Source organism: Mesorhizobium sp. 1M-11, assembly GCF_001303895.1.
In the GTDB taxonomy this organism is placed as follows: Bacteria; Pseudomonadota; Alphaproteobacteria; order Rhizobiales; family Rhizobiaceae; genus Mesorhizobium.
Genome location: NZ_LJSD01000011.1, coordinates 631,177 through 652,698, shown reverse-complemented (window position 1 = coordinate 652,698; position 21,522 = coordinate 631,177). Strand labels below are relative to the sequence as shown.

Annotated in this window: 18 protein-coding genes; 11 read left to right on the top strand and 7 right to left on the bottom strand. The window is 62.4% G+C overall.

The genetic code is table 11. The features are described from left to right. Positions 1-21 precede the first annotated feature (21 nt). Positions 22-1,284: a glycerate kinase gene (locus AO692_RS06925; protein WP_054309279.1), complete on the top strand. Its 1,263-nt coding sequence runs from the start codon at positions 22-24 to the stop codon at positions 1,282-1,284. 25 nt (positions 1,285-1,309) lie between these two features. On the opposite strand, the gene AO692_RS06920 is transcribed toward AO692_RS06925, so the two are convergent. The 3 genes from AO692_RS06920 to AO692_RS06910 form a co-directional block, all read right to left on the bottom strand. Beyond that, a complete protein-coding gene (locus AO692_RS06920; protein ID WP_054309278.1) occupies positions 1,310-2,698 on the bottom strand; it encodes a glutamine synthetase family protein in 1,389 nt (462 codons plus the stop codon). Between the two features lie 34 nt (positions 2,699-2,732). Further along, positions 2,733-4,115: an aspartate aminotransferase family protein gene (locus tag AO692_RS06915; RefSeq protein ID WP_054309277.1), complete on the bottom strand. Its 1,383-nt coding sequence runs from the start codon at positions 4,113-4,115 to the stop codon at positions 2,733-2,735. 134 nt (positions 4,116-4,249) lie between these two features. Further along, complete coding sequence (locus tag AO692_RS06910) at positions 4,250-4,681, bottom strand: MarR family transcriptional regulator (protein ID WP_054309276.1); 432 nt, start codon at positions 4,679-4,681, stop codon at positions 4,250-4,252. A 74-nt stretch (positions 4,682-4,755) separates the two neighbouring features. Here AO692_RS06910 and AO692_RS06905 point away from each other — a divergent pair, with 74 nt between their 5' ends. Then, positions 4,756-5,205, top strand: coding sequence for a hypothetical protein (locus tag AO692_RS06905; protein ID WP_054309479.1), 450 nt, complete (start codon positions 4,756-4,758; stop codon positions 5,203-5,205). Positions 5,206-5,208: 3 nt separating this feature from the next. Here AO692_RS06905 and AO692_RS06900 read toward each other — a convergent pair whose 3' ends face one another. After that, complete coding sequence (locus AO692_RS06900; RefSeq protein WP_054309275.1) at positions 5,209-6,183, bottom strand: WD40 repeat domain-containing protein; 975 nt, start codon at positions 6,181-6,183, stop codon at positions 5,209-5,211. 125 nt (positions 6,184-6,308) lie between these two features. Continuing rightward, positions 6,309-7,391: a GTP-binding protein gene (locus AO692_RS06895; protein ID WP_054309274.1), complete on the bottom strand. Its 1,083-nt coding sequence runs from the start codon at positions 7,389-7,391 to the stop codon at positions 6,309-6,311. 387 nt (positions 7,392-7,778) lie between these two features. On the opposite strand from AO692_RS06895, the gene AO692_RS06890 reads away from it, so the two are divergent. After that, complete coding sequence (locus tag AO692_RS06890) at positions 7,779-8,270, top strand: MarR family transcriptional regulator (RefSeq protein WP_054309273.1); 492 nt, start codon at positions 7,779-7,781, stop codon at positions 8,268-8,270. Here the strand turns inward: AO692_RS06890 and AO692_RS06885 are convergent. Continuing rightward, complete coding sequence (locus AO692_RS06885; RefSeq protein WP_054309478.1) at positions 8,267-9,151, bottom strand: AraC family transcriptional regulator; 885 nt, start codon at positions 9,149-9,151, stop codon at positions 8,267-8,269. The genes AO692_RS06890 and AO692_RS06885 overlap by 4 nt on opposite strands. A 36-nt stretch (positions 9,152-9,187) precedes the next feature. Between AO692_RS06885 and AO692_RS06880 the strand changes: the two genes are divergently transcribed. The 5 genes from AO692_RS06880 to AO692_RS06860 all read left to right on the top strand — a co-directional run bounded on the left by AO692_RS06880 (position 9,188) and on the right by AO692_RS06860 (position 15,551). Then, a complete protein-coding gene (locus AO692_RS06880; protein ID WP_054309272.1) occupies positions 9,188-9,595 on the top strand; it encodes a DUF2000 family protein in 408 nt (135 codons plus the stop codon). Positions 9,596-9,775: 180 nt separating this feature from the next. Then, entirely contained in the window at positions 9,776-10,660 is an 885-nt protein-coding gene (locus AO692_RS06875) for a DMT family transporter (RefSeq protein WP_054309271.1), read from the top strand. A gap of 66 nt (positions 10,661-10,726) precedes the next feature. Continuing rightward, the gene (locus AO692_RS06870) at positions 10,727-11,749 is read left to right on the top strand and encodes a LacI family DNA-binding transcriptional regulator (protein WP_054309270.1); all 1,023 of its coding nucleotides are present in this window, start codon (positions 10,727-10,729) and stop codon (positions 11,747-11,749) included. Between the two features lie 263 nt (positions 11,750-12,012). Then, complete coding sequence (locus tag AO692_RS06865; protein WP_082407235.1) at positions 12,013-14,286, top strand: TonB-dependent receptor; 2,274 nt, start codon at positions 12,013-12,015, stop codon at positions 14,284-14,286. A gap of 11 nt (positions 14,287-14,297) precedes the next feature. Further along, positions 14,298-15,551, top strand: a complete 1,254-nt coding sequence (locus AO692_RS06860; RefSeq protein WP_054309269.1) for an MFS transporter — start codon at positions 14,298-14,300, stop codon at positions 15,549-15,551. A 20-nt stretch (positions 15,552-15,571) separates the two neighbouring features. On the opposite strand, the gene AO692_RS06855 is transcribed toward AO692_RS06860, so the two are convergent. Beyond that, entirely contained in the window at positions 15,572-16,759 is a 1,188-nt protein-coding gene (locus AO692_RS06855) for an MFS transporter (RefSeq protein WP_054309268.1), read from the bottom strand. 145 nt (positions 16,760-16,904) lie between these two features. Here AO692_RS06855 and AO692_RS06850 point away from each other — a divergent pair, with 145 nt between their 5' ends. From AO692_RS06850 to AO692_RS06840, 3 genes are read left to right on the top strand one after another with little or no spacing between them, the layout of a single operon-like run. After that, positions 16,905-18,632 carry an IucA/IucC family protein gene (locus tag AO692_RS06850; RefSeq protein ID WP_161808047.1) on the top strand — a complete coding sequence of 576 codons (1,728 nt, stop codon included), beginning with the start codon at positions 16,905-16,907 and terminating at the stop codon, positions 18,630-18,632. Further along, positions 18,629-19,702, top strand: coding sequence for a GNAT family N-acetyltransferase (locus AO692_RS06845; protein WP_054309267.1), 1,074 nt, complete (start codon positions 18,629-18,631; stop codon positions 19,700-19,702). Before AO692_RS06850 ends, AO692_RS06845 begins: the two co-directional genes overlap by 4 nt. Next, entirely contained in the window at positions 19,699-21,519 is a 1,821-nt protein-coding gene (locus tag AO692_RS06840; RefSeq protein WP_054309266.1) for an IucA/IucC family siderophore biosynthesis protein, read from the top strand. Before AO692_RS06845 ends, AO692_RS06840 begins: the two co-directional genes overlap by 4 nt. Positions 21,520-21,522 lie beyond the last annotated feature (3 nt).

The following is a 21,522-nucleotide window of genomic DNA, read 5'->3' as shown; positions in this document are numbered from 1 at the left end:
CGTAAATAACAAGGTTCCGCCATGACCCTCGATCCGAAGGCCTTCCTCACCTCGATCTTTGAGGCTGCCGTGGCCGCTGCGGACCCTGAGCTCACAATCCGCAGGCATCTCCCGGCGAAGCCCAAGGGGCGCACGATCGTCATCGGCGCGGGCAAGGGTTCGGCTCAGATGGCCGCGGCCTTCGAAAAGGTGTGGGACGGGCCGATCGAGGGGCTGATCGTTACGCGTTACGGTTATGGCGCACAGACCAAACACCTGGAAGTGGTGGAAGCCGCGCATCCCGTTCCCGACGCTGCCGGTCTTGCTGCAGCCAAACGCCTGCAGGAAATCGTCTCAGGTCTTAGCGCGGACGATCTGGTCGTTGCGTTGGTCTGTGGCGGTGGTTCCGCGCTGCTGCCGGCGCCGGCAGGCAATCTGACGCTTGCTGACGAAATCGCCGTCAACGAGGCGCTGCTTGCCTCAGGCGCACCGATCTCGGCAATGAATACCATCCGCAAGCATGTCTCCACCATCAAGGGCGGGCGCCTGGCCGCCGCCGCATGGCCGGCCAGGGTGGTGTCGCTGATCGTTTCCGACATCCCCGGTGACAATCCGGCGCTTGTTGCTTCCGGGCCAACCGTTCCAGACGCGGCCAGCCGCGCCGATGCGCTCGCCGCCATCGCCGCCTACGGCATGAAGCTGCCGGATGCGGTGATGGCGCACATCAATTCGCCGGCCTCTGAAGCGCCGCGTCCGGATGATCCGAAATTTGCCCGCAACGAGGTGCATGTCATCGCTTCGGCCGCGGTCTCGCTCGAAGCGGCCGCGAAAGAGGCCAGGCGCCAGGGTGTCGAGGCCGTCATCCTCTCCGATGCGCTGGAGGGCGAGGCGCGTGAAGTCGGTTCGGTGCATGCTGCGATCGCCCGCGAAGTTGCCACGCGCGACCGGCCTTTCAAGAAACCGGTACTGATCCTGTCTGGCGGTGAAACCACGGTGACGCTGCGCACCAAGGGCAAGGGCGGGCGCAATTCGGAATTCCTGCTGGCCTTTGCGATCGGCATCGATAGTGTCGAGGGCATCGATGCCCTCGCCGCCGACACCGATGGTATCGACGGCTCGGAAGACAATGCCGGCGCATTCTGCAATGCCTCCACCGTGACGCGCATGCGGGCAGCCGACGTTGATGCCAAGGCGATGCTGGCCGGCAACAATGCCTGGACGGCCTTCAACGCGGTGAGCGATCTGTTCGTGCCGGGTCCGACCGGCACGAATGTCAACGACCTCAGGGCAATCCTGGTGCGCTAGCTTAGCCCGATCCGGGGCAGGCGGGCTACACCTCATGCAAATAGAGGTGGTAATCCAGCTCGCTGATCGTGCGGGCGACGCGCAGATATTCGGCCCATTTGATCTCGACGAAGGTCTTGTGCAGGTCCGGTCCAAGCGCGGTCTTCAGGAACGATGAGCTACGGGCGGCCTCGATCGCTGCACGCCAGTCGATCGGCATTTTGGTCTTCGTCTCGCCGGCCGCCTCATAACCATTGCCGGTGACTTCGGGGCCTGGGTCGATCTTTTCCTCAAGTCCTTTGGCAACGCCCGCCAGAATGGTCGCAGCCACGAGGTAGGGGTTCGCGTCGACACCGGAGGGACGGTGCTCGATACGACGGTTCTTGGCGTCGCCGGCCGGCACGCGTAGGGCCACCGAACGGTTGTTGACCCCCCAGGTCGGGGCAACCGGTGCATAGGATTGCGAAACGAACCGGCGCCAGGAATTGGCGTGTGGGGCAAACACCAGCATGGATTCAGCCATCGTCTCAGCAAGCCCGCCGAGCGCATTGAGCAGCAGGGGCGACCAGGTACCGGGTGTTGTCTCGGTAAAGACGTTCTTGCCGGCACCATCCAGCAGCGACACATGGAAATGCATGCCGGAACCCGCATATTTTTCGATCGGCTTGGCCATGAAACAGGCCGTCACGCCGTGGCGCCGGGCCTGCATGCGCACCACCCGCTTCAGCATGATGAGGTCATCAGCGGCACGCATCACATCCTTGCGGTAGTTCAGCGTCAGCTCGTATTGGCCGGGCGCATATTCCGAGATCACCGTTTCGGCCGGAATGCCTTGCGCCTTGGCGGCCGCATAGATGTCGGAAAACAGCGGCTCCATGCCATGCAGATGATCGACGGAATAGACTTCCGTCTTGCCGCTGCGGCGTCCATCCAGCACTGCATTGGCTGGCTGCACCTTGCCATCGGCATCACGCTCGTTGCCGAGCAGGAAGAATTCCAGCTCGAAGGCGCCGGCCGGATGAAGCCCCTTGGCGGCCAGTGCCTCGACCTGGCGGGCCAAGGCATGGCGCGGGTCCGACGTCATCGGCTCGCCGTCGAGATGATACATCGCCATCAAGACCTGGCCACGCGGCGGGTTGGTGCCGTGCAGCGGCACCAGCGTGCCGGGGATCGGCCAGGCGCGCAGGTCGCCGTCGCCGGAGTCCCAGATCAGGCCGGTTTCGTGGACGTCCTCGCCGGTGATGTCGAGCCCGAGGATCGAGATCGGCATATGGCGGCCGTTTTCATAGACGCCAGCGAGTTCGTGGCGCCGCAGGATCTTGCCGCGGCCGACGCCGTTGGCGTCCGTCAGCACGATGTCGAAGGCTTCGATTTCAGGATGGGCTTCCAGGAATGCCGAGGCTTCGGCGGGCGTCGAGCCGGAAGGTGAGGTCATGATTTTACTCTGAAGGATGATTGTCTGGCTTCTCTCATGCCGCGAGCTTGGCGGCAACTTCGGTAAAGGCGGCAACCAGTCGTTTCACCTGTGCCGCCGTGGTGACCGGCGAGATAAGCATCATGTTGTGGAATGGCGCGATCAGCACGCCGCGATTGACCAGGGCGACGTGGACGGCCGCTTCCAGTTCCGGTGCATGCGCGCCTTCGGCCTCGGCGCCATTGCCAAGCGGGCCGGGCGCGCAAATGAACTCGACGCGGGCACCGACGCGCATCACATGCCAGGGCAGGCGATGGCGTTTTATCGCGGCCGCCAGGCCGGCTGCGAGCACGCCCGCCAGCCTTTCCATATGGGCGTAGTTTTTCGCCGTCATCACCTCTTCCAGCGTGGCGCGCATGGTGGCGAACTGCAGCGGATTGCCTGACAACGTCGTGCCCATGCCGGAATAGCCGGGCTCCTTGCTACGGTTGTAGGCGGTATAGCGCGAGGCAGTCTCTTCACTCATGCCCCATACGCTGGCCGGCACGCCGCCGGCGACCGGCTTGCCCAGGACGAAAAGGTCCGGCTCGAGGCTATGGGTTTTCGTATAGCCGCCACGACCGGTCGAAATCGTGTGCGTTTCATCGATCAGAAGCAGCGTGCCTGTTTCGCGGGTAAGGCGTCTGAGTGCATCGTGGAAGCCAGGTTCCGGCAGGACCATGCAGGAATTGGTCAGCACCGGCTCGGTGATGACGCAAGCCACGTCCCTTGCTCTCAGTGACGCCTCCAGTGCGGGCAGATCGTTGAACTCGACGATCTTGGTGCGTTCGGTCAAATCCCGGAACTCGCCGGCCAGTCCTTGCCGGTTGATCGGCTTGCCATCCTTCATGCGCACCATCGTCTCGTCGACCGAGCCGTGGTAGGCGCCATTGAAGACAAGGATCTTGTCGCGGCCGGTCACCGCGCGTGCAACGCGCAACGCGAAACGGTTGGCGTCCGTGGCGGTGGTGGCGATCTGCCAGTAAGGCAGGCCGAAAACCTCCTGCAGCAGCGTGCCGACGGCAAGCGCATCATCGGACGGCAGCATATAGGTGAGCCCACGGCTGGCCTGCCTGCGGATAGCGCGCGCGACCGGCGCCGGCGAATGGCCGAACATCGAGCCGGTGTCGCCGAGGCAGAAATCGTCAAGCTGGTTGCCGTCGACATCGGTGATGGTGGCGCGTCTGGCGCTTTCGACCAGGATCGGGAAGGGCGTCGGCCAGTCGGTCATCCAGTGCATCGGCACACCGTCGAAATAGCCGGCGATGCCGTTGCCCGTGCGGGCGTGCGATTTCGGACGGGCTTCTCGGAAAATCTCCGCCTCTGCTGCCCGCAACTGCGCGATGCGCTTGGCGTCAATGCCACCGATGGTGCCGTTGGAACCCCTGCTTACGCTCATTCACTCCCCCTGTTGGCGCGGATGTACTCTAATCAAATGCGATCGACGACCGCAATTGGCTGAGCGGTAAACGTGTGTTGATTCAGCGCTTTTGTTGCAAATTCGGCCAGAAAAACTGTGATGATGCCGGCTGCCTATTCATCGTGCATGGCTGCGATGGCGCGGCGCATCAATGCCAGGAACATCTCTTTCTCCTGATCGTTGAAATCAGCCAGAGCGGCTGCGTTCTGCGCACGGGCAGCATCGGTGGCAGGGGCGCAGAGACCTTTTGCTTTCTGCGTCATGTAAATGGATTGCGAGCGACCATCGGTGGGGTTGGAGCGTCGTTCGATCAGTCCGTCGCGCTCCATGCGAGTCAACGTGTTGGCCATCGTCGCTTGTTCGACATCGAGACGGCGCACCAATTCGCTTTGGGTCAGCCCGTCCTCATCCCATAATGCCAACAGGGTCATGAATTGTGCGGGTGCCAGACCCAGCGAACGGATTCTTTGCTGCAGTCCCTTGGCGAACAGGCGCGCCATCTGGTTGGCGAGGAAACCGGCGGAGCGTTCTTTCTGAAATGCCATCGCTCAGCAATAGCTATTGAATAGCATGCTATGCAATGATATATAGCATGCTATTCAAATTGTGGGAGGTCGCGATGAAAGCGAAGGTCCACGCGGCGGCCGGTGCCGTCGCGCTGCTCGCTGTTGTCTGCTTCTGGCTGTCAACAGCCGCGGCTGAATTGTCGGGCAATGTGGAAACGATCGCGGCGGTGAAATCAGCCATCCTCACCGGCATGGTTGTGCTCATTCCGGCCATGGCTGTCGCCGGGGCTTCCGGTTTTTCCCTCGGCAAAGGCTGGAAGAGTTCGATCGTTCAGCGCAAGAAACGGCGCATGCGGTTCATCGCCATCAATGGTCTGCTCATACTGCTGCCCTCGGCTTATATGCTGGCGGGCTGGGCGGGGCAGGGTCGTTTCGATGCAGCCTTCGTCGTTGTGCAGGCGCTCGAGCTCGCGGCAGGGGCGGCAAACATCATCCTGCTGTCACTCAACATGCGCGACGGGCTGGCGCTGCGGCGCAAGCCGTCAGCACAAAGTGTCGGATGAGGATCAGGCGGTGATGTCGATGATGCCGCAATCGCCTGTGGCGCTGCCGAAGGCGAGGCGACGTTCGGCCTTGTCCCAGGTCAAGGCCGTGATGGCACCCTTGCCGGGACGGCGCAGCATGACTTCCTTGGCGTCATGGAAGCGCGCTGCAATGACCATGCCGTCTTCGTAGCCGATCGCGACGACCTCTTCGCTGGGATGGCAGGCGACGGCAGTGACCATCGTGTTGCCGCGCGTGCCGAGTTCCAGCGGCGCCTTGCCCATCGGACCATCCTTGGCCTGGAAAGGCCAGACGATCGCCGCAGGTGCGCCTGAACTGGCCAGCCATTTGCCGCGTGCGCTCCAGGAGAGGCTCTTCACCTTGGCCGGATAGCCAGACATCCGCATATGCTTGCCATCGGCCAGCTTCCAGCCATGCAGCGCGTTCTCCTGCATGGTGGTGACCAGGAAGTGGCCGTCCGGCGAGAAGGTGACGCCGGTATGCGCACCGGCCCACTCCAGCTCTGCCGGTTTGCCGTCGGTGGCCGGGAAATGCAGCGTGGCGCCATTGTAGCGGGCAACGGCGATGCGCATGCCGCGCGGTGCGAAGGCCACACCCTCCACCGTGCGGGGATGCTGGAATTCCTTGATCTTGCCATCCTTGAAGCGGACGAAAGCGCTCTTACCTGCACCACAGGCGACCGCTTCCTGCGGGCCGGCGGCAACGCTGCTGATCCATTTGCGGCCCGCTGCGGCCAGTTCCTCGACAACGCCTTCCGGCTTGACGGAAAACACCTTGCCGTCCTCGCCGCCGGTGATCAGCCGACCATTGGCCTCGTCGTAGGCGGCGGCAAGCAACCCGTCATTGGCCTGCACCGTCTTGTGGCCATTATCCAACCGGTGCACCGCGCCGTCGGCAAATGCGAAATGCGGCACGTCGTTGAGGAAAACGGCAGCTATACAATGGCCGTCGATATCAAGCGGGGCGACTGTGGGCATAGGGCAGAAATTCCATGCGATATTTTGGATGGGCCATCAAAAAGCAGCCCCTCATCAGCTGAAAGCCGGTGAGGGGCTTACTCGACCTTGCCGGTCCAGGCAAGAAAAGTGCGACGGCGAAGAGCTTACGCCGCCTGGCAGGCGTCGAAGCTGGACTTCAGCCGCTCGGCATCGAGCTTGCGGCCGATGAACACCAGCCGGCTTTCGTGTTTCTCGCCGTCCTTCCAGGCGCGCTGGTGGTCGCCTTCGATGATCATGTGCACACCCTGCAGCACATAGCGGTCCGGATCGTCCTTCAGCGCGATGATGCCTTTCAGGCGCAGGATGTTCGGTCCTTCCATCTGGGTGATCTTCTCGATCCAGGGGAAGAATTTCTTCGGATCCATCTCGCCGCCACGCAGCGACACCGACTGCACCGTCACGTCGTGGATCGGTGAGGCATGGTGATGATGGTCATGATCGTGATCATGGTGGTGATGATCATGGTCGTGGTGATGATGGTGGTGATCGTGATCGCAATCCGGACCGCATTCATGATCGTGGTCGTGATCATGCGCTTCCAGGAAGTGCGGATCGTTTTCCAGCGCGCGATTGAGGTCGAAGGCGCCGCGGTCGAGCACTTCGGTCAGCGCCACACCCGAACGCTGAGTGCGATGAATGCGAGCGGACGGGTTGATGGCGCGGATGGTCGCTTCGACCGTTGCGAGTTCTTCCGGCGTCACCAGATCGGTCTTGTTCAGTACCACCACGTCGGCGAAGGCGATTTGATCCTCGGCCTCTTTGGAGTCTTTCAGGCGCAGCGGCAGGTGCTTGGCGTCGACCAGCGCCACCACCGCGTCCAGCTTGGTCTTGGAGCGCACGTCGTCGTCCATGAAGAAGGTCTGGGCAACCGGTGCCGGGTCGGCAAGGCCGGTGGTCTCGACCAGGATGGCGTCGAAGCGGCCGGGGCGGCGCATCAGGCCTTCCACCGTACGGATCAGGTCGCCGCGCACCGTGCAGCAGACGCAGCCATTGTTCATCTCGTAGATTTCCTCGTCGGATTCCACGATCAGATCATTGTCGATGCCGATCTCGCCGAATTCGTTGACGATTACGGCATAACGCTTGCCATGATTCTCGGAGAGGATGCGGTTGAGCAGCGTCGTCTTGCCCGCGCCGAGATAGCCGGTCAGCACGGTTACGGGGATCTGCGTCTGTGTCTCGCTCATATCGGGCCTCGAAAGGGAAATTTCCCTCCATATAGGACGTCACTTCGGCTTTTGCACCTGTCAAACCGCTGATCCAGACGGGTCTGCTGTCATTGGAGCGTTTCCGTTTTTCACGGAAACGCGGAAATGCTCCAACGCTCTATTTTTACGCAATTCCGGAGGCAAAACCGCTGCGCACTTTTGCTGGAGTTGCTCTAGCCGCTGCAAGCATCTTGCGCTGCAATAATGCTTTGTCATCTAACTGAAATAATCATCTGTCATTAGCCACGGCGAATGTTGCGTGTCTTGCCGGCAAAGCGGTTCATTCGCCGGCCTCTTTGAACACTCATTGCCAATCCAGGCGCCGCGGCTATTGTGCCGATTTAGGCGCGGTCCAGGAGACTGACCATGGCCAAGGCTGACAAAAGTGCAACGATGAGCCGGCTGCATTCCGCAGCCAGATTGGCAAGAACGGCACTCGCCGCCCGATTGCTGGCTCATGGCTTTTATGCCGGGCAGGACCAGATCATGCTGGCGTTGAGCCGGGAGGACGGCCAGACACCGGGTACGCTGGCCGACCGGCTGGGCGTTCGCCCGCCTACCATCACCAAGACCATCAACAGGCTGCAGGCACAGGGTTTCCTGGAGAAGCGCGCTTCCAACGCAGATGCCCGCCAGGCGCATATCTTCCTGACCGATTCGGGCCGCGAGACCATCCACGCCATCGAGAAGTCGGTGAAGAAGACCGAAAAGCAGGCATTGCGCGGTCTGGACAAGAAGGATCAGAAGACGCTGTTCAAGCTCCTGGCTCGCGTCGAGGCGAACCTGTCGGACGAAGAGATCGTGCTCGCCGATGAGGACGAGGACGAACAGGAGATCCGTCCCGCGGTTGCGGTTTAAGCGGCTGTCAGGATTTCGACCGGCCCTTCGCCGCGGATGAGCGCCGACCAGCGCCCCGGTGTCAGGCCGAACGCCTTCTTGAACTGACGATTGAAATGGCTCTGGTCGCTGAAGCCGGCATCGGCGGCGATTTCAGCCAGCGGGGTGCCGAGCGACATCATCCTCTTTGCCTGTTCCAGCCGTCGCATCACCAGGAAGCGATGTGGACTGGTGGAAAAGGCTGCGCGGAAATGACGTGACAGCGCATAGCGGTCGAGACCGGTGATGGCTTCCAGCTCTGCCGATCGCACCAGATCCAACGCGTTGTCCTTCAGGTAATCGCGGGCAAGGTTCGCCGCGCGCCAGGCTGTCTTGCCCAGGGGCTTGGCCGGGCGGCTCGCATGGCGCAGCATGAAGCCTGCGAGCTCAGCGACGAAATCATCGACGAACAGCTCATCCAGTCGCTGGTCCAGCTCACCGAGCGCACTGGCAAGCATGGCGCGGAAGCCGGCGTCGTTGACGATCCCTTCCGGCACGAAGGGTAGTGGCGCGCCGCCCATGGCGCCCGCAAGCAGGGCCGGTTCCAGATAGAGCATCCGGTAGCGCAGACCGTTCTCCGTGCCGGCGCCTCCGTCATGCACCTCGTCGGGATGCAGCACGATCAACTGGCCGGGAAGGCTATGCCGCACCGCGCCGCGATAGCGAAAGCTCTGCACGCCCGAAAGCGTGACGCCGATCGCATAGGTGTCATGGCGATGCGGATCGAAAACCGGACCATGGAACCAGGCTTCGATGCGTTCCAGGCCCGTTGTGCCCGGCGCCTGCACGATGCGGTCGCCGCTGTCGTTTGCGCACAAACGTCCAAGACCCTGGAAGGCCTCGGCAGCTAGATCGGTGGACATCATCTCATTCATCGGAACCCAATATAGGAAGCTGGCATGTTCGATACGAAATTTACAGTGGTGCTGAGGGAAGACCTCGCCGTCTGGCAAAAGCTCAACGTCACCGCATTTTTGAGCACCGGCGTCGCCGCGCAGTTCCCGGACATGATCGGCGAGCCTTATCGTGATCGCAGCGGCAATCTCTACAATGCGCTGTCCATCCAGCCGGTCATCGTCCTGTCAGCCGATCAGGCAACCCTGTCCACGATCCATCGCCGCTCCCTGGAGCGGGACGTGAAGGTCTCGCTTTATGTCGAGGAGATGTTCTCGACCGGCTTCGATGCGCTTAATCGCGAAACCTTCGCCAAATTCGCGCCGGACGATGCCAAGGTGGTTGGTCTCGCCTTGAGGGCGGACAAGAAGATCGTCGACAAGATCACCAAGGGTGCGCGCATGCACGCCTGAGGGAGGCGGGCGGCGGAGACCGTCCGAGCGTAAAATTCCAGGACTGACGGCATCTTTTGTGTTGCCGCTAGGCGCCACTTCCCGCACAAGCGGGTAAGATTATTTTCGTGACGCCTTGCCGCAGTGAGCCAGCCAGACAGACAGGATGAAAGTGCGACGCCTCCGGCGGCGATCGCCTACATGCTGTCCGTCTATGTGGTTTTCTCCTTCCTCGACACCTCGATCAAATATCTGGTCCTTGCCGGCCTGGCGCCGCTGTTCATTGCCTGGGTGCGCTTCAGCGTCCATGTCGTGCTGGTGATCGGCCTGTTTCGGGGCTGGCAAGGCATCGGGCGTTTCCGGACTGGGAATCTCAAGGCTCACATCCTGCGCGGTATGCTCCTGGCGGGATCGACGCTCTGCAACATCGTCGCGTTGCGTACGCTGCAACTGGCCGAGACGACGTCGATCTATTTCTTCGGTCCGATGGTGATTACAGCGCTTGCGGGCCCGCTGCTTGGCGAATGGGCCGGCTGGCGGCGCTGGCTGGCAATCCTGGCCGGTTTCATCGGCGTGCTGGTGATTACGCGACCGGGTGTCGGCGTGTTCGGCATCGGCCATCTGTTCGCGCTCGGCTCGATGCTCTCCAACTCGCTTTACGTGATCATGACGCGGCGTATGGCTGCGGCCGAGACACCGGAAAGCCTGATCTTCTATTCGGCACTGGCACCGGCGGTCATCCTCTCGCCGACATTGTTCTTTTCCGCCACTTTGCCGGCGGATGCCTGGCATTGGCTGATCCTGCTTCTGCTTGGCGTGTTCGGAGGAGGTGGTCATTGGCTGCTGATCCGTGCCTATAAGCTGGCGACCGCCACCGCATTGGCGCCCTATCCCTATTCGCAAATGATCTGGATGATCGGTTTCGGCTACTTCATCTTCGGCCAGTTTCCCGATGGCTGGACGCTCGCCGGTGCAGCCATCATCGTCGCCAGCGGGCTCTACATCCTGCACCGTGAACACCGGCTGCGCGTGCGCAACAAGGCGGCTCTGGACGCCGAAACCGGCGAGCTGGCAAAAAAGCTTTGATTTGCCGTCGTTCGATGGCATAAGCCGCTTTTAAACAGTTTAAATCGTGAGCGGGAGCCCAGAGCGCTGGCACAGAAGATCAAGCTTTCGACCATTGCCGATGCGCTCGGCGTTTCCACGGCCACTGTTTCCCTGGCGCTGCGCGACAGCCCGCTGGTCGCGGGCTCGACCCGCGAGAAGATCAAGGAACATGCCCGCGAGATCGGGTATATCTACAACCGCCGTGCGGCCTCGCTGCGCACCTCCCGTTCCGGCATCGTCGGGGTCGTCGTGCACGACATCATGAACCCGTTCTACGCTGAGATCCTGCGTTCCATCGAGCACGAACTGGACCGCAGCCGGCAGACCTTCCTGCTCTCCAATCATTACGACCAGCTCGACAAGCAGCGCACCTTCATCGATACGCTGCTGCAGCTTGGTGCCGATGGCGTGATCATGTCGCCGGCAATCGACACGCCGGCTTCGGATATCATCATGGCCGAAGAAAACGGCCTGCCGGCGGTGCTGATCGCGCGCGATGTCGAAGATGCGCATGTGCCGGTGTTCCGCGGGGATGACGCCTATGGCACTGCCCTTGCCACCAATCATCTCATCTCGCTCGGCCACAAGCGCATCGCCATGGTCGGCGGCACCGATCAGACTTCCACCGGCCGCGACCGCTATCAGGGTTACGTCAACGCCATGGAAGCGGCCGGGCTCGAAGTGATGCCGTCCTGGCGTGTTCCCGGACCGCGCACCAAGCAGGGTGGCTTCGAAGCGGCGGCGCAATTCCTGGCGCTGAAGGACAAACCGACCGCGGCCTGCTGCTGGAACGATCTCGTCGCCATCGGTCTGATGAACGGCATCGCTCGCGCCGGCCTGGTGCCGGGCGTCGATATTTCCGTGACGGGCTACGACGACCTCGAGGAAGCTCAGATCGCCACGCCGGCACTGACCACCGTTTGGAACGGCCAGCGCGAGGTCGGTCGCCGAGCGGCCAGCGCCCTGCTGGACAAGCTGAACGGCCAGACGGTGCGCCCCTCGCAGGAGCTCATCAAGCCAGAGCTTCACGTCCGCCAGTCGACCGGGCGTCCGGTGGAGCGCAGCTGACCGGCCCGATCGCCGGAAGGCATTCTCCAAACACAGAGCTTGGTGTGGCTTTTGTTGAGGCCACGCGACGGCGATGGCTGCCGGCATCAACCAGACGAAATTCCTCGCTGCATGCCACATTATGTGGCACTGCAACATCATCCTGCAAAAACTTGACTGTTTTTGTAATCTTCAAACTTGACTCGTTTGGTTAAGTTATTTAGGCGCCCTTCAGGGAGCCGCGAGAGGGCATTGCTGGCTCCGCAATTTTGTGAGGGGCATAAATGCAGAAGCTTGTCGTGGTGTCGTTGCTGTCTTCCTCGATCCTGGCCGGGCCGGCCCTTGCGCAGAATGCGCAGAAACCGGTGCTTGCGCAGGACGCGCAAAAACCTGCGGACAACAACGCGACGATGCTCGACAAGATCATCATTACCGGGCGCGACGATCGCTCGATTTCCAGCGTTGCGCAGTCGGTGCAGGTGATCGACCAGAATGCCATCGGCACGGCGGTCGGGCAGGGCGAAAATGCCTCCGACCTGATCGCACGTCTGGTTCCGGGCTACGCGCCGCGCAACGAGACGATTTCGGGGGCTTCCGAGACCTTCCGCGGCCGCAGCGTCCTGATCATGGTCGACGGCGTGCCGCGCAACACGCCACTGCGCGACGTGTCGCGTATCCTCGCCACCATCGACCTCGACACGGTCGAGCGTGTTGAGATCATCAATGGCGCCTCCAGCCTTTACGGCGCCGGCGCCACGGGCGGCACGATCAACTTCATCACCAAGCGCGGCACCAGCGACACGCCGAAAGTCACGGTGCGCACCGGTGTCACCACCTTCACCGAAAACTTTGGCAAGTCGGCGGCACCCAGCGGCAATGTCCAGGTCGAGGGCCGCAGCGGTGACGTCGATTATTTTGCTTCCGCCTCGGGCAATTTCAGCCGTCGCACTTATGACGGCCATGGCAACGAGATGGCCTCCGACGCCATGCTTGGGCAGGGCGGCGGCGATCGCACAGGCTGGGGCGATCTGTCTGGCGTGATCGGCTATGAAAACGGTTCCAAGCGCATCGAACTCAGCGCCGACTGGACCTATGCGCGCCAGAAGGCCGACTGGTTCACGGACTACCTGAGCAATCCGGTCAAGCCGAATTTCTCCGATGCCTACACCGGCGAGCCGCTCATCGAGGATTCCAAATATCTGACGGCCAAATACACCGACAGCGATTTCGCGCTCGGCAAGCTCGAACTGAAGGCGTTCTACAACGACATCTTCAAGCAGTCGCCCTTCACCAAGTTCTCCAGGGTGAACTCCCAGGTCTATCTTCCGACCAACCCGGCGCGGCCGACGCTGCTGCCGATCAATCGGGACCCGACCGCTTCTTTCAATCAGACGGCGCTGGAGGTGCAGCGCTCGGGCATCAACGCCACCGTCAATACGCCGGTCGACTTCATCACCCAAGGCAGCACGCTGACCTGGGGTTTCGATTTTACCCACGATCAGACCGGGCAGACACTTTTGAACGGCCAGGACGCCATTTCACCATCGGCGCAGAATTCCATAGCCGCCTTCGCGCAGGCCGAGGTGCCTGTCACTGAACGTTTCCGCCTGCAGGGCGGGGTGCGCTTCGACCAGTTCTATCTCGATGTCGACAACTTCAAGCGTCCAGCCGCCGCGGTGCTGGTCGGGTCGAATCTCGTCGGACTGCCGGCGATCGACGTCGTCGGCGGATCCTTTGACTACAACGCCACCACCTTCAACGCCGGCGCGGTCTTCGACATCACTCCGGAGTTGCAGGCGTTCGGCAACTTCTCGCAGGGTTTCAGTCTTACCGACATCGGCGGTTTCACCCGCCGTGCCGGTCTCAACACCAACGCCGAAACCTGTGACGCCTACGGCACCAGCATCCGGCCGCTTCTGCCCTGCACCAATGCGCCCGACTACCGCATCAGCTATGCCGACATCGCGCCCGAGCCGCAGGTGGTCAACACTTGGGAGGGTGGCCTGCGCGGCGACTGGGGCAATGTACGTGGCGGTGCCAGTGCCTACCTGTCGACCTCCGACAATGGCGTCAATTACGACATCGCCGCCAACCGGGTGTCGCAGCAGAAGGAGCGCATCTGGGGCTTCGAGGCCAACGCCGAATACGACATCAACGAGATGTTCACTCTGGGCGGCTCGGTCGGCTACGTCGAAGGCAAGTACGACGCCAACCGGGACGGCAAGATCGGCTCGAACGAATATCTGCCCAACAACCGCATCCCCACCACCTACAAGGGGCTGGCTTATGTCGTCACGCATTTCGAGAACAACCTGACGCTGCGCACCGAACTGGAGATGTTCTCCGGCCGCGATCGCATCGCCAGCCAGGAGCTGGATGGTGCGATCCTCGCCAATATCGGTGTGACGAAGAAATTCGCCGGCGGTCAGGAGCTCAATTTCGCCGTCCGCAATCTCTTCGACACCTACTATGTCAACCCGACCGCATCCGCGACCCGTGGGGCTGACGTGCCAGGGCTTGGCCGCACCATTGCGGCATCCTTCAAGGTCACTTTCTGAGGGGCGACGGCATGAGCGCGGCGGAATTCCCAAAAATCCAGGAAAACCGCCCGCGGCTCAGGCTCTTCGCCGTGCTCGGCGGCCTCTATCTGGCGCAGGGCATCCCATCCTACCTGTTCGCGGCGGCGATTCCGCCGATCCTGCGCGAACAGGGTGTTTCCCGCACCGCCATCGGCATGCTGTCGCTGCTGATGCTGCCGCTGGTGCTCAAATTCCTGTGGGCGCCGCTGATCGACAGGTATCGTCCCTTCGCACGCGCTCACCGAGCCGGCTGGGTCATCATCACCCAGCTCGGCATCATCGCTGCGTTGTTCGGCATGCTTGCCGTCGAACCGACCGATGTCCGGGCGATCTTTGCGATCGGCTTCTTCGTCGCCATGCTTCTGTCGACACAGGACATCGCGACCGACGGCTATGCCGCGAAATATCTCGATCCTGCCGACCGGCCGATCGGCAACGCCATCCAGGGCGGTTCAGTGGCGCTCGGCGTCGTCATCGGCGGCACGCTGGGGCTTATTCTTTATCATCGCTACGGCTGGGACATTACGATCGTCACGATCGCCGTGCTTTCTTTCATTCCGCTGGTGGCCGCGCTCGCTATGCGCGAGACCGACCCTGCCGCTGACAGCCAAGCGGCTCTGACCAGGCCTTCGATCCGCAGCTTCCTGGCAAGGCCAGAGGCGCGGCGGATCCTGTGGATCGCCTTGGTCTACCGCGCCAGCGAAGGCCTGGTGAAATCCATGGAAGGCGCCTATCTCGTCGATGCCGGCGTGCCGCTCGACTGGATCGGTTATCTTTCCGGCGGTGCGGCCGTCACCGTTGGCCTCGGCGGTTCCTTCATCGCGGCGCTGCTCCTGCGCAGATATGGCTCGGCGTCTGTCCTGGCGCTGCTCGGCGGCCTGCGCACCATCTGCTTCGCCATTTTCATGCTGCACGCCTTCGCGCTGTTCACCGGCGCCGCGCCGATCTTCGGCGCGTCCTTCCTGCAGACGATGGTGCGCTACATGGAAATCGTTGCGCTCTACAGCCTGTTCATGTCGGTGACCTCATCGGAGCAGCCGGGCACCGATTTCACCATTCTCTCCTGCGCCCAGCTCATCGTCTATCTGGTCGGTTCCATGCTTGCTGGCCGGCTGGCTGACATGTTGGGCTACGGCCCGCTATTCGCGTTGGCGACCGCGATTTCCGGTATCGCCGTGATCATGACCTACGGCATGCTGCGCAGCGCTGCTGCGGCTGAACGCCCGGCGGAGGCCGTCTCATGATGGCGCGCGGGTCGATGGCTTCATCGCTGCATACCGCCACGCCTGTCGAGCATCGCGGCAATTGCGGCGGCAGCAAAAGCCAGGCCCGCGCAGCCCAACAGCGGCAGCTCCGGTGCCAACTGGAAGGCAAAACCGCCCATCAGGGCACCGGCCGTCTGGCCGACGATATGGGCGCTCGACAGCCAGCCGGCGGCGGCGCCTTGTTCGTGGTTGTCCACGCGCCGTGCAAGCCAGGCCGTGTAGGCCGGCGTTGCCAGCGCGGTGCCGAAGCCCGTTGCCACCAGCGCCAGGGCGCCTGCGCCATAATTGTTGGCGATCGTGAGGCCGGCCATTCCGGCTGCGACCAGACCAGTGCCGGCGAGGATGCCGTTGCGCTCGCTCCAGTGCAACCTGGGCAGCACAAGCGCCTGCACCGCGATCATCGTTACAGCCACCAGCGCGAGCGCGGCGCCGGTCATGGCCGTCGCCTGCGCGGCGTCGAGACCGAGCTTCCACTGCAGCAATGGCCCGAGCATGATCTGCACCTGTCCAAAGCCGGCGGTCATGCAGGTGCCGATCAGCAGGAAAGGCAGGATCCGCCTGTCGAATGGCGAGAGCTTAGGCGAACCGACCTTCGCATCAGCCTGAGGTGCTGTACCCTTCGGGGCCAGCCACAGCAGGAGCGGAGCCAGCGCAAACAGGGCGACGGTAAGCTGCGTGGTGATCGCGGCAGCGGCGCCGGCTACCGAACCCGCGAGCCTGCCGAAATTGAGGCCGGCACTCAGCAGTCCGAAGGCTGCCTGCCGGCGACTGGCATCGACGGTGCCCGCGAGCCAGCCCTGAGCAGTGGGCGTCACACCTGCAGCGGCAAAGCCATAGAGCAGGCGCGAAACGATCAGTCCGGCGACAGCGATACCGTAGGCAGTTGGTCCGGCCAGCAGCTGGATCACCAGCAGTGCCTGTGCGGCCAGCATCGCCAGCCCAAGCAGACGGATCATGCGGCCATGGCCGATACGGCCGCCTACGCTGCCCCACAAGGGTGCGCCGATCAGGAAGGCGAATGTGCCCGCGGCCACAGCCAAGCCGAGGTCGAAGGTCGTCAGCCCCAGTTGAGCCATCACCAGGGGCACCAAGACGACAAAGGCCGATTGGCCGAAGCCGATCGACATGGCGCCGAGCGCCAGGCGCCGCGTCAGGTTTGTTTCTTCGAGAGAGGAAATGGAGGTCATCACAAGTGGAGGAAGGGTTTTTTAGAGTTGCCTGTGTTCAATTCCACAATAAATATATAATTGCAACTGCTGTGAGTTAAAACAAATGGACGCCATTACTTACCTAGAAGATAGAAGTAATATTGCTCCATCTGTCGATAGATTATTGAATTCTCTTGTCCGGGAATGGAAAGGATGCCGTTTCGATCGCGCCGAATGCTACGGTATCTCCGCTGGAGCCAAAGAGGTTCTTGTTCTTGATCTGCCAGCCACCGGCGCGGTCGTTGTCGCGCCACTGCGTCATCGGTCATGCGTCGGCTATCACGGTTTCGACGGCCGGATCTGGCTTCTGACCGACGGCAAGCCGGATCCCGTTGAAATCGAACTCTTCGATGTTCTCGCCATGCTGTTGCGCGAGGAAGACATCCGCGGCCGTTCCAGCAGCGCCGGCAGGCTGAACTTGCAGAGGCGGGCGGCTGCCAGTGTCGCCGCGATCGCGCAGACCGCCGCAATACGAGGTTCTGCACGACCGTTTGCTGGCGGCGTGTCGGACTTCATCGAGGCGGAAAGCGCGCTGCGCTTCGGTCATGCCGTCCATCCCACACCGATGAGCCGCGATGAGTTTTCCGAAGAAGACTCGCGCCGCTTCGGCCATGAATATGGCAGCGCTTTCCAGCTGCGCTGGTGGGCCGTGCATCCGGATGTTTTTGCCTGTGGCAGTGTCGAAGCGCACGACGTCAGGGAGATGGTGCAGGGACTCACGGGAGAGGACGCTGTCTCGCTCGTTCGGAAAGCCGAAGGCTCACAGCTCTTCCCGATGCATCCCTGGCAGGCTTCGCGGCTGATGCTGGTGCCGGCCATGCAGGGGCTCTTCGCGGCGGGTCTGGTGCGCGATCTAGGGCTCGGCGGACCTTCATGGCGCGCGACGACGTCGCTGCGCACGATCCATTCTGCCGACAGCGCCTGGATGCTGAAATTCTCGCTCGACCTCAAGCTCACCAATTCGCGCCGGGTCATCGAACGGCGCGAATGCGACCGGGGGCTTTCTGTGCACCGCCTGGTCAAGGGCACGTTGAGCGGGAAACTGAGAGACGTCTGCCCGACATTGACGGTACTCGGCGAGCCGGCGTGGATGGCATTGCGCGATGGACCCGGCGGCGCGGTGCTCACCAGCACCATCGTGTCCTTCCGCGAGAACCCGTTTGTGCGCGATAGCCCGCCCAAGGCAGCTGTGTTGGGTGCCTTATGCGAGCGTCACCCGGGCAAGGCGGAAAGCCATCTTTCCGACCTCGTCCGGTTTGTTGCGAAGCAGGAAGGTCTGGAACTGTCCGTGGTCGCGGAGTGCTGGTTCGAACGTTTCCTCGATACGGTGATCGAACCTTTCTTTCTTGCCTTCTCGGAGTTCGGACTGCTGTTTGGTGCGCATCAGCAGAACGTCGTCGTCGGGCTGAATGACGGCTGGCCCAGCCATCTCTATTTCCGCGACTGCCAGGGCACCGGCTATGTCCGGGAGTTCCTGCCGATGCTGCGTGAGCACCTGCCTTCCGCAGGTGGCAAGGGCGATCACGTCTTCGATGCGGACGCCGCTGCCCGTTTGTTCGGCTACTACCTCGTCATCAACGGGGTCTTTGCCGTCATTTCGGCACTCGCCGATGCCGGATTGTCCAGCGAGGAGGCATTGCTTGCCCGCTTCCGCTTGCTGCTGGAACGGCTCGCCGCGCGGACACCCGCTAACCCGGCCTGCCTCGACTATCTGCTCAATTCGCCCACGCTCGGCAGCAAGGGCAATTTCCTGTTTTCGTTGAAGAACACCAATGAGAACACCGAGGTGACCGATCCGCTTGCCGGTTACGTCCCGATGTCAAATCCGCTTTTCACGAGGAAGCCCGCATGAACATCCAACTGAGAGAAAAGCCCGACCAAACCGATGGTATTCTTGCCGTGACCAAACACTACCTAGGCTCGGACGACGGCGCGTTCGAAGTCCGGTTCGACGGTAGCAAATTGAGCCTGGTGTCTCCTGCCGGTATCCGCATCGCGCAGGCGGTACTGATCCGGCACCAAGCCAATCTGCTCCTCGATGACGTTGTCTTCGAGGTAGGCCGTCACGACCAGCCGCAGATGCTGGCCGCACTTGCCGATGCGGTCTTCTGCCGCTTTCCCGACGCTGGGCAGCTGCTGTTGCCGCCGGTCGAGGAGGCCTGGCCGGTCATCGCGCTGGCGACAGCACGCACTGCAGACCCTGTCGCCGACAAGTTGCGCACGGTTCTCAAGCGTTCCGTGCTGCGGCAGCTGCCTCTGCTCTGGCGCAAGCAGGCTTCGCACCTGACCTATCCTGCCGTCGAAACATCGATCGGCCCGGCCGATCGGCTGCCGCCGCTGCGTTCACCACGCCCTAATGGCGTCATGTATGAGCGGTGGCTGCCCGAGATCGACCTCACCTTGTCGTTCCGGCCGATCGATCGGCGTCATGACCTCGACCTGTTCCACGAATGGATGAATGACGGCCGCGTCTCCTTCTTCTGGGAGCTGGCGCAGAGTCGTGAGGACCTCGACGGCTATCTCGCCGCGCAGGAACAGGACCCGCATATCTTCGGTGTCATCGCCAGCTTGGACGGCGAGCCGAGCGGCTATCTCGAATTCTACTGGGGCAAGGAAGATCGCCTCGGGCCTTACTATGAGCCGACCGATTACGATCGCGGCTGGCACGGTCTGATCGGCAACAAGCGGCATCTCGGCAGGCCGAAGACGATGGCGCTGTTCCGTTCGGTGACCCACTATCTGTTTCTTGACGACCCGCGCACGCAGCTCATCGTCGGCGAACCGCGCGCAACGAACCATAAGATGCTGAGCTACTGCGCGCATGCTGCCTACGACAAGGTCAAGGAATTCGACTTCCCGCACAAGCGGGCCATGTTCGTCTGCTGCCAGCGCGAGCGCTTCTTCAGCGAGGTGCCCCTGTGAGCGGGCACTTCATATCACTCGGTCCTTTGCCCAAAGGGCGGGCCGTCACCGGCGAGCTCTGGAGTCGCGCCAACCAGGCCATTCTGGCGCGCGCCATCCCGGAATTGATCTACGAGGAAGTGTTGCCCGTTCGGTCGATGAACGCGGCCGGCAGACATTGGGAAGTGCCGCTCGGCGTAGTTGCCTATCGCTTCGAAGCCGAGCGTCGCATCTGGGGTCAGTTGTCAATCAATCCGGAAACGCTGGTACGGGTCGCAAATGGCGATGAGACGCTAGTGGATGATGCCGTTGCTTTCTTCGTCGATGCGCGTGCCGTGCTCGAGATTTCGGCGCCCACCCTCAGCACCTACGCCAAGGAACTCTACAGCACGCTGATGGCGGATGTGCGCATCCTTGCCGAGCGTCAGGCCTTCACCGCCTTCGACCTCGCCAGATTGCCGGACCTCGACCTGCAGCGTCTGCTCGACGGCCATCCGAAGGCGCCGGCGAACAAAGGCCGCATCGGCTGGGGGCTCGAGGCTTTCGAGGCCTATTCGCCCGAATTCGTGTCCGAGTTCCAGCTGTTCTGGATTGCCGCGCAACGCACGCATCTGCGCTTTTCGGTCGATCCCGACATCACCGAAGACGCTTTGCTCGACGCAGCCCTCAATCGGACCGAACGGGTGCGGCTTGAGGCTGCCCGCGACGCAGCAGGCGCGTCTGCCGACACGCATCTGCTGGTGCCTGTCCATCCCTGGCAATGGCAGGCCATGCTTGCCGCAAGCTATGCCGGTGAGGTCGCTGCCGGGCGCATCGTGCCGCTCGGACAGTTCGGCGACTATTTTGCCGCCCAGCAATCGCTGCGCACGCTGGCCAACGTCTCGCGGCCGGAGGCGTTGCACGTGAAGCTGCCGCTCACCGTGCTCAACACCTCGGCATGGCGTGGCGTGCCCGGCAAATACATGGACATAGGCCCGCTCCTGTCACGCTGGCTGGCCGATGTGGCGGCCGCCGATCCCGTGCTGGAACCGGCTCATGTCCTCGGCGAAGTGGCGGGCGCCTTTTATCCGCACCCTCAGTTCGAACGCATCGAGGCCGCGCCTTACCAGCACCTGGAAATGCTGGGCGCGATCTGGCGCGAGAGCCCGCTCCAGAACCTGCCGAAAGGCAGGCGACCGATGATGATGGGCGCACTTGCGCAAACCGATGCGCAAGGCCGCCCCGTCATCAGCGCCTTGATCGAGCTTTCGGGGCTTGGCCACGAGGTCTGGCTGGAGCGTCTGTTCTCCAGCGTCTTCGTGCCGCTCTATCATTTCCTGTGCCGCTACGGTGTCGGTTTCATCGCCCATGGCCAGAACATCACCATCCTCCTCGAGGGGGATGTGCCGGTCGGCGTTGCGGTCAAGGATTTCCAGGGCGATCTGGACCTGGTCGATGCCGATTTCCCGGAACTTGCGACACTCGACCCGGCGGTTCGCGCCACGTTGAAGCGACGCCCGCCGGCGCATCTGCTGCAGCATCTGCAGACTGGCCATATTGCCAGCGTGCTGCGCTTCGTCTCGGCTGCGCTAGCCGATTTCGACGGGCTGGATGAGGCGGTCTTCTATCGTGTGCTCGCCGACTGCGTCGTCTCCTATCAGGCAAAGCACCCCGAACTTGCGGAGCGTTTCCGTCTGTTCGATCTGCTCCAACCGAAAATGCCGCGCATCGCCATCAACAAGGTGCGCTTTGCCATCGGCTATGGTGACGCCGGCGAGCGACCTGTCCCCGCCCTCGGCACCGAACTCGACAACCCATTGTACCTCGGCCTGACCATCGGCCGGGGCAAAGCGGCCTGATCA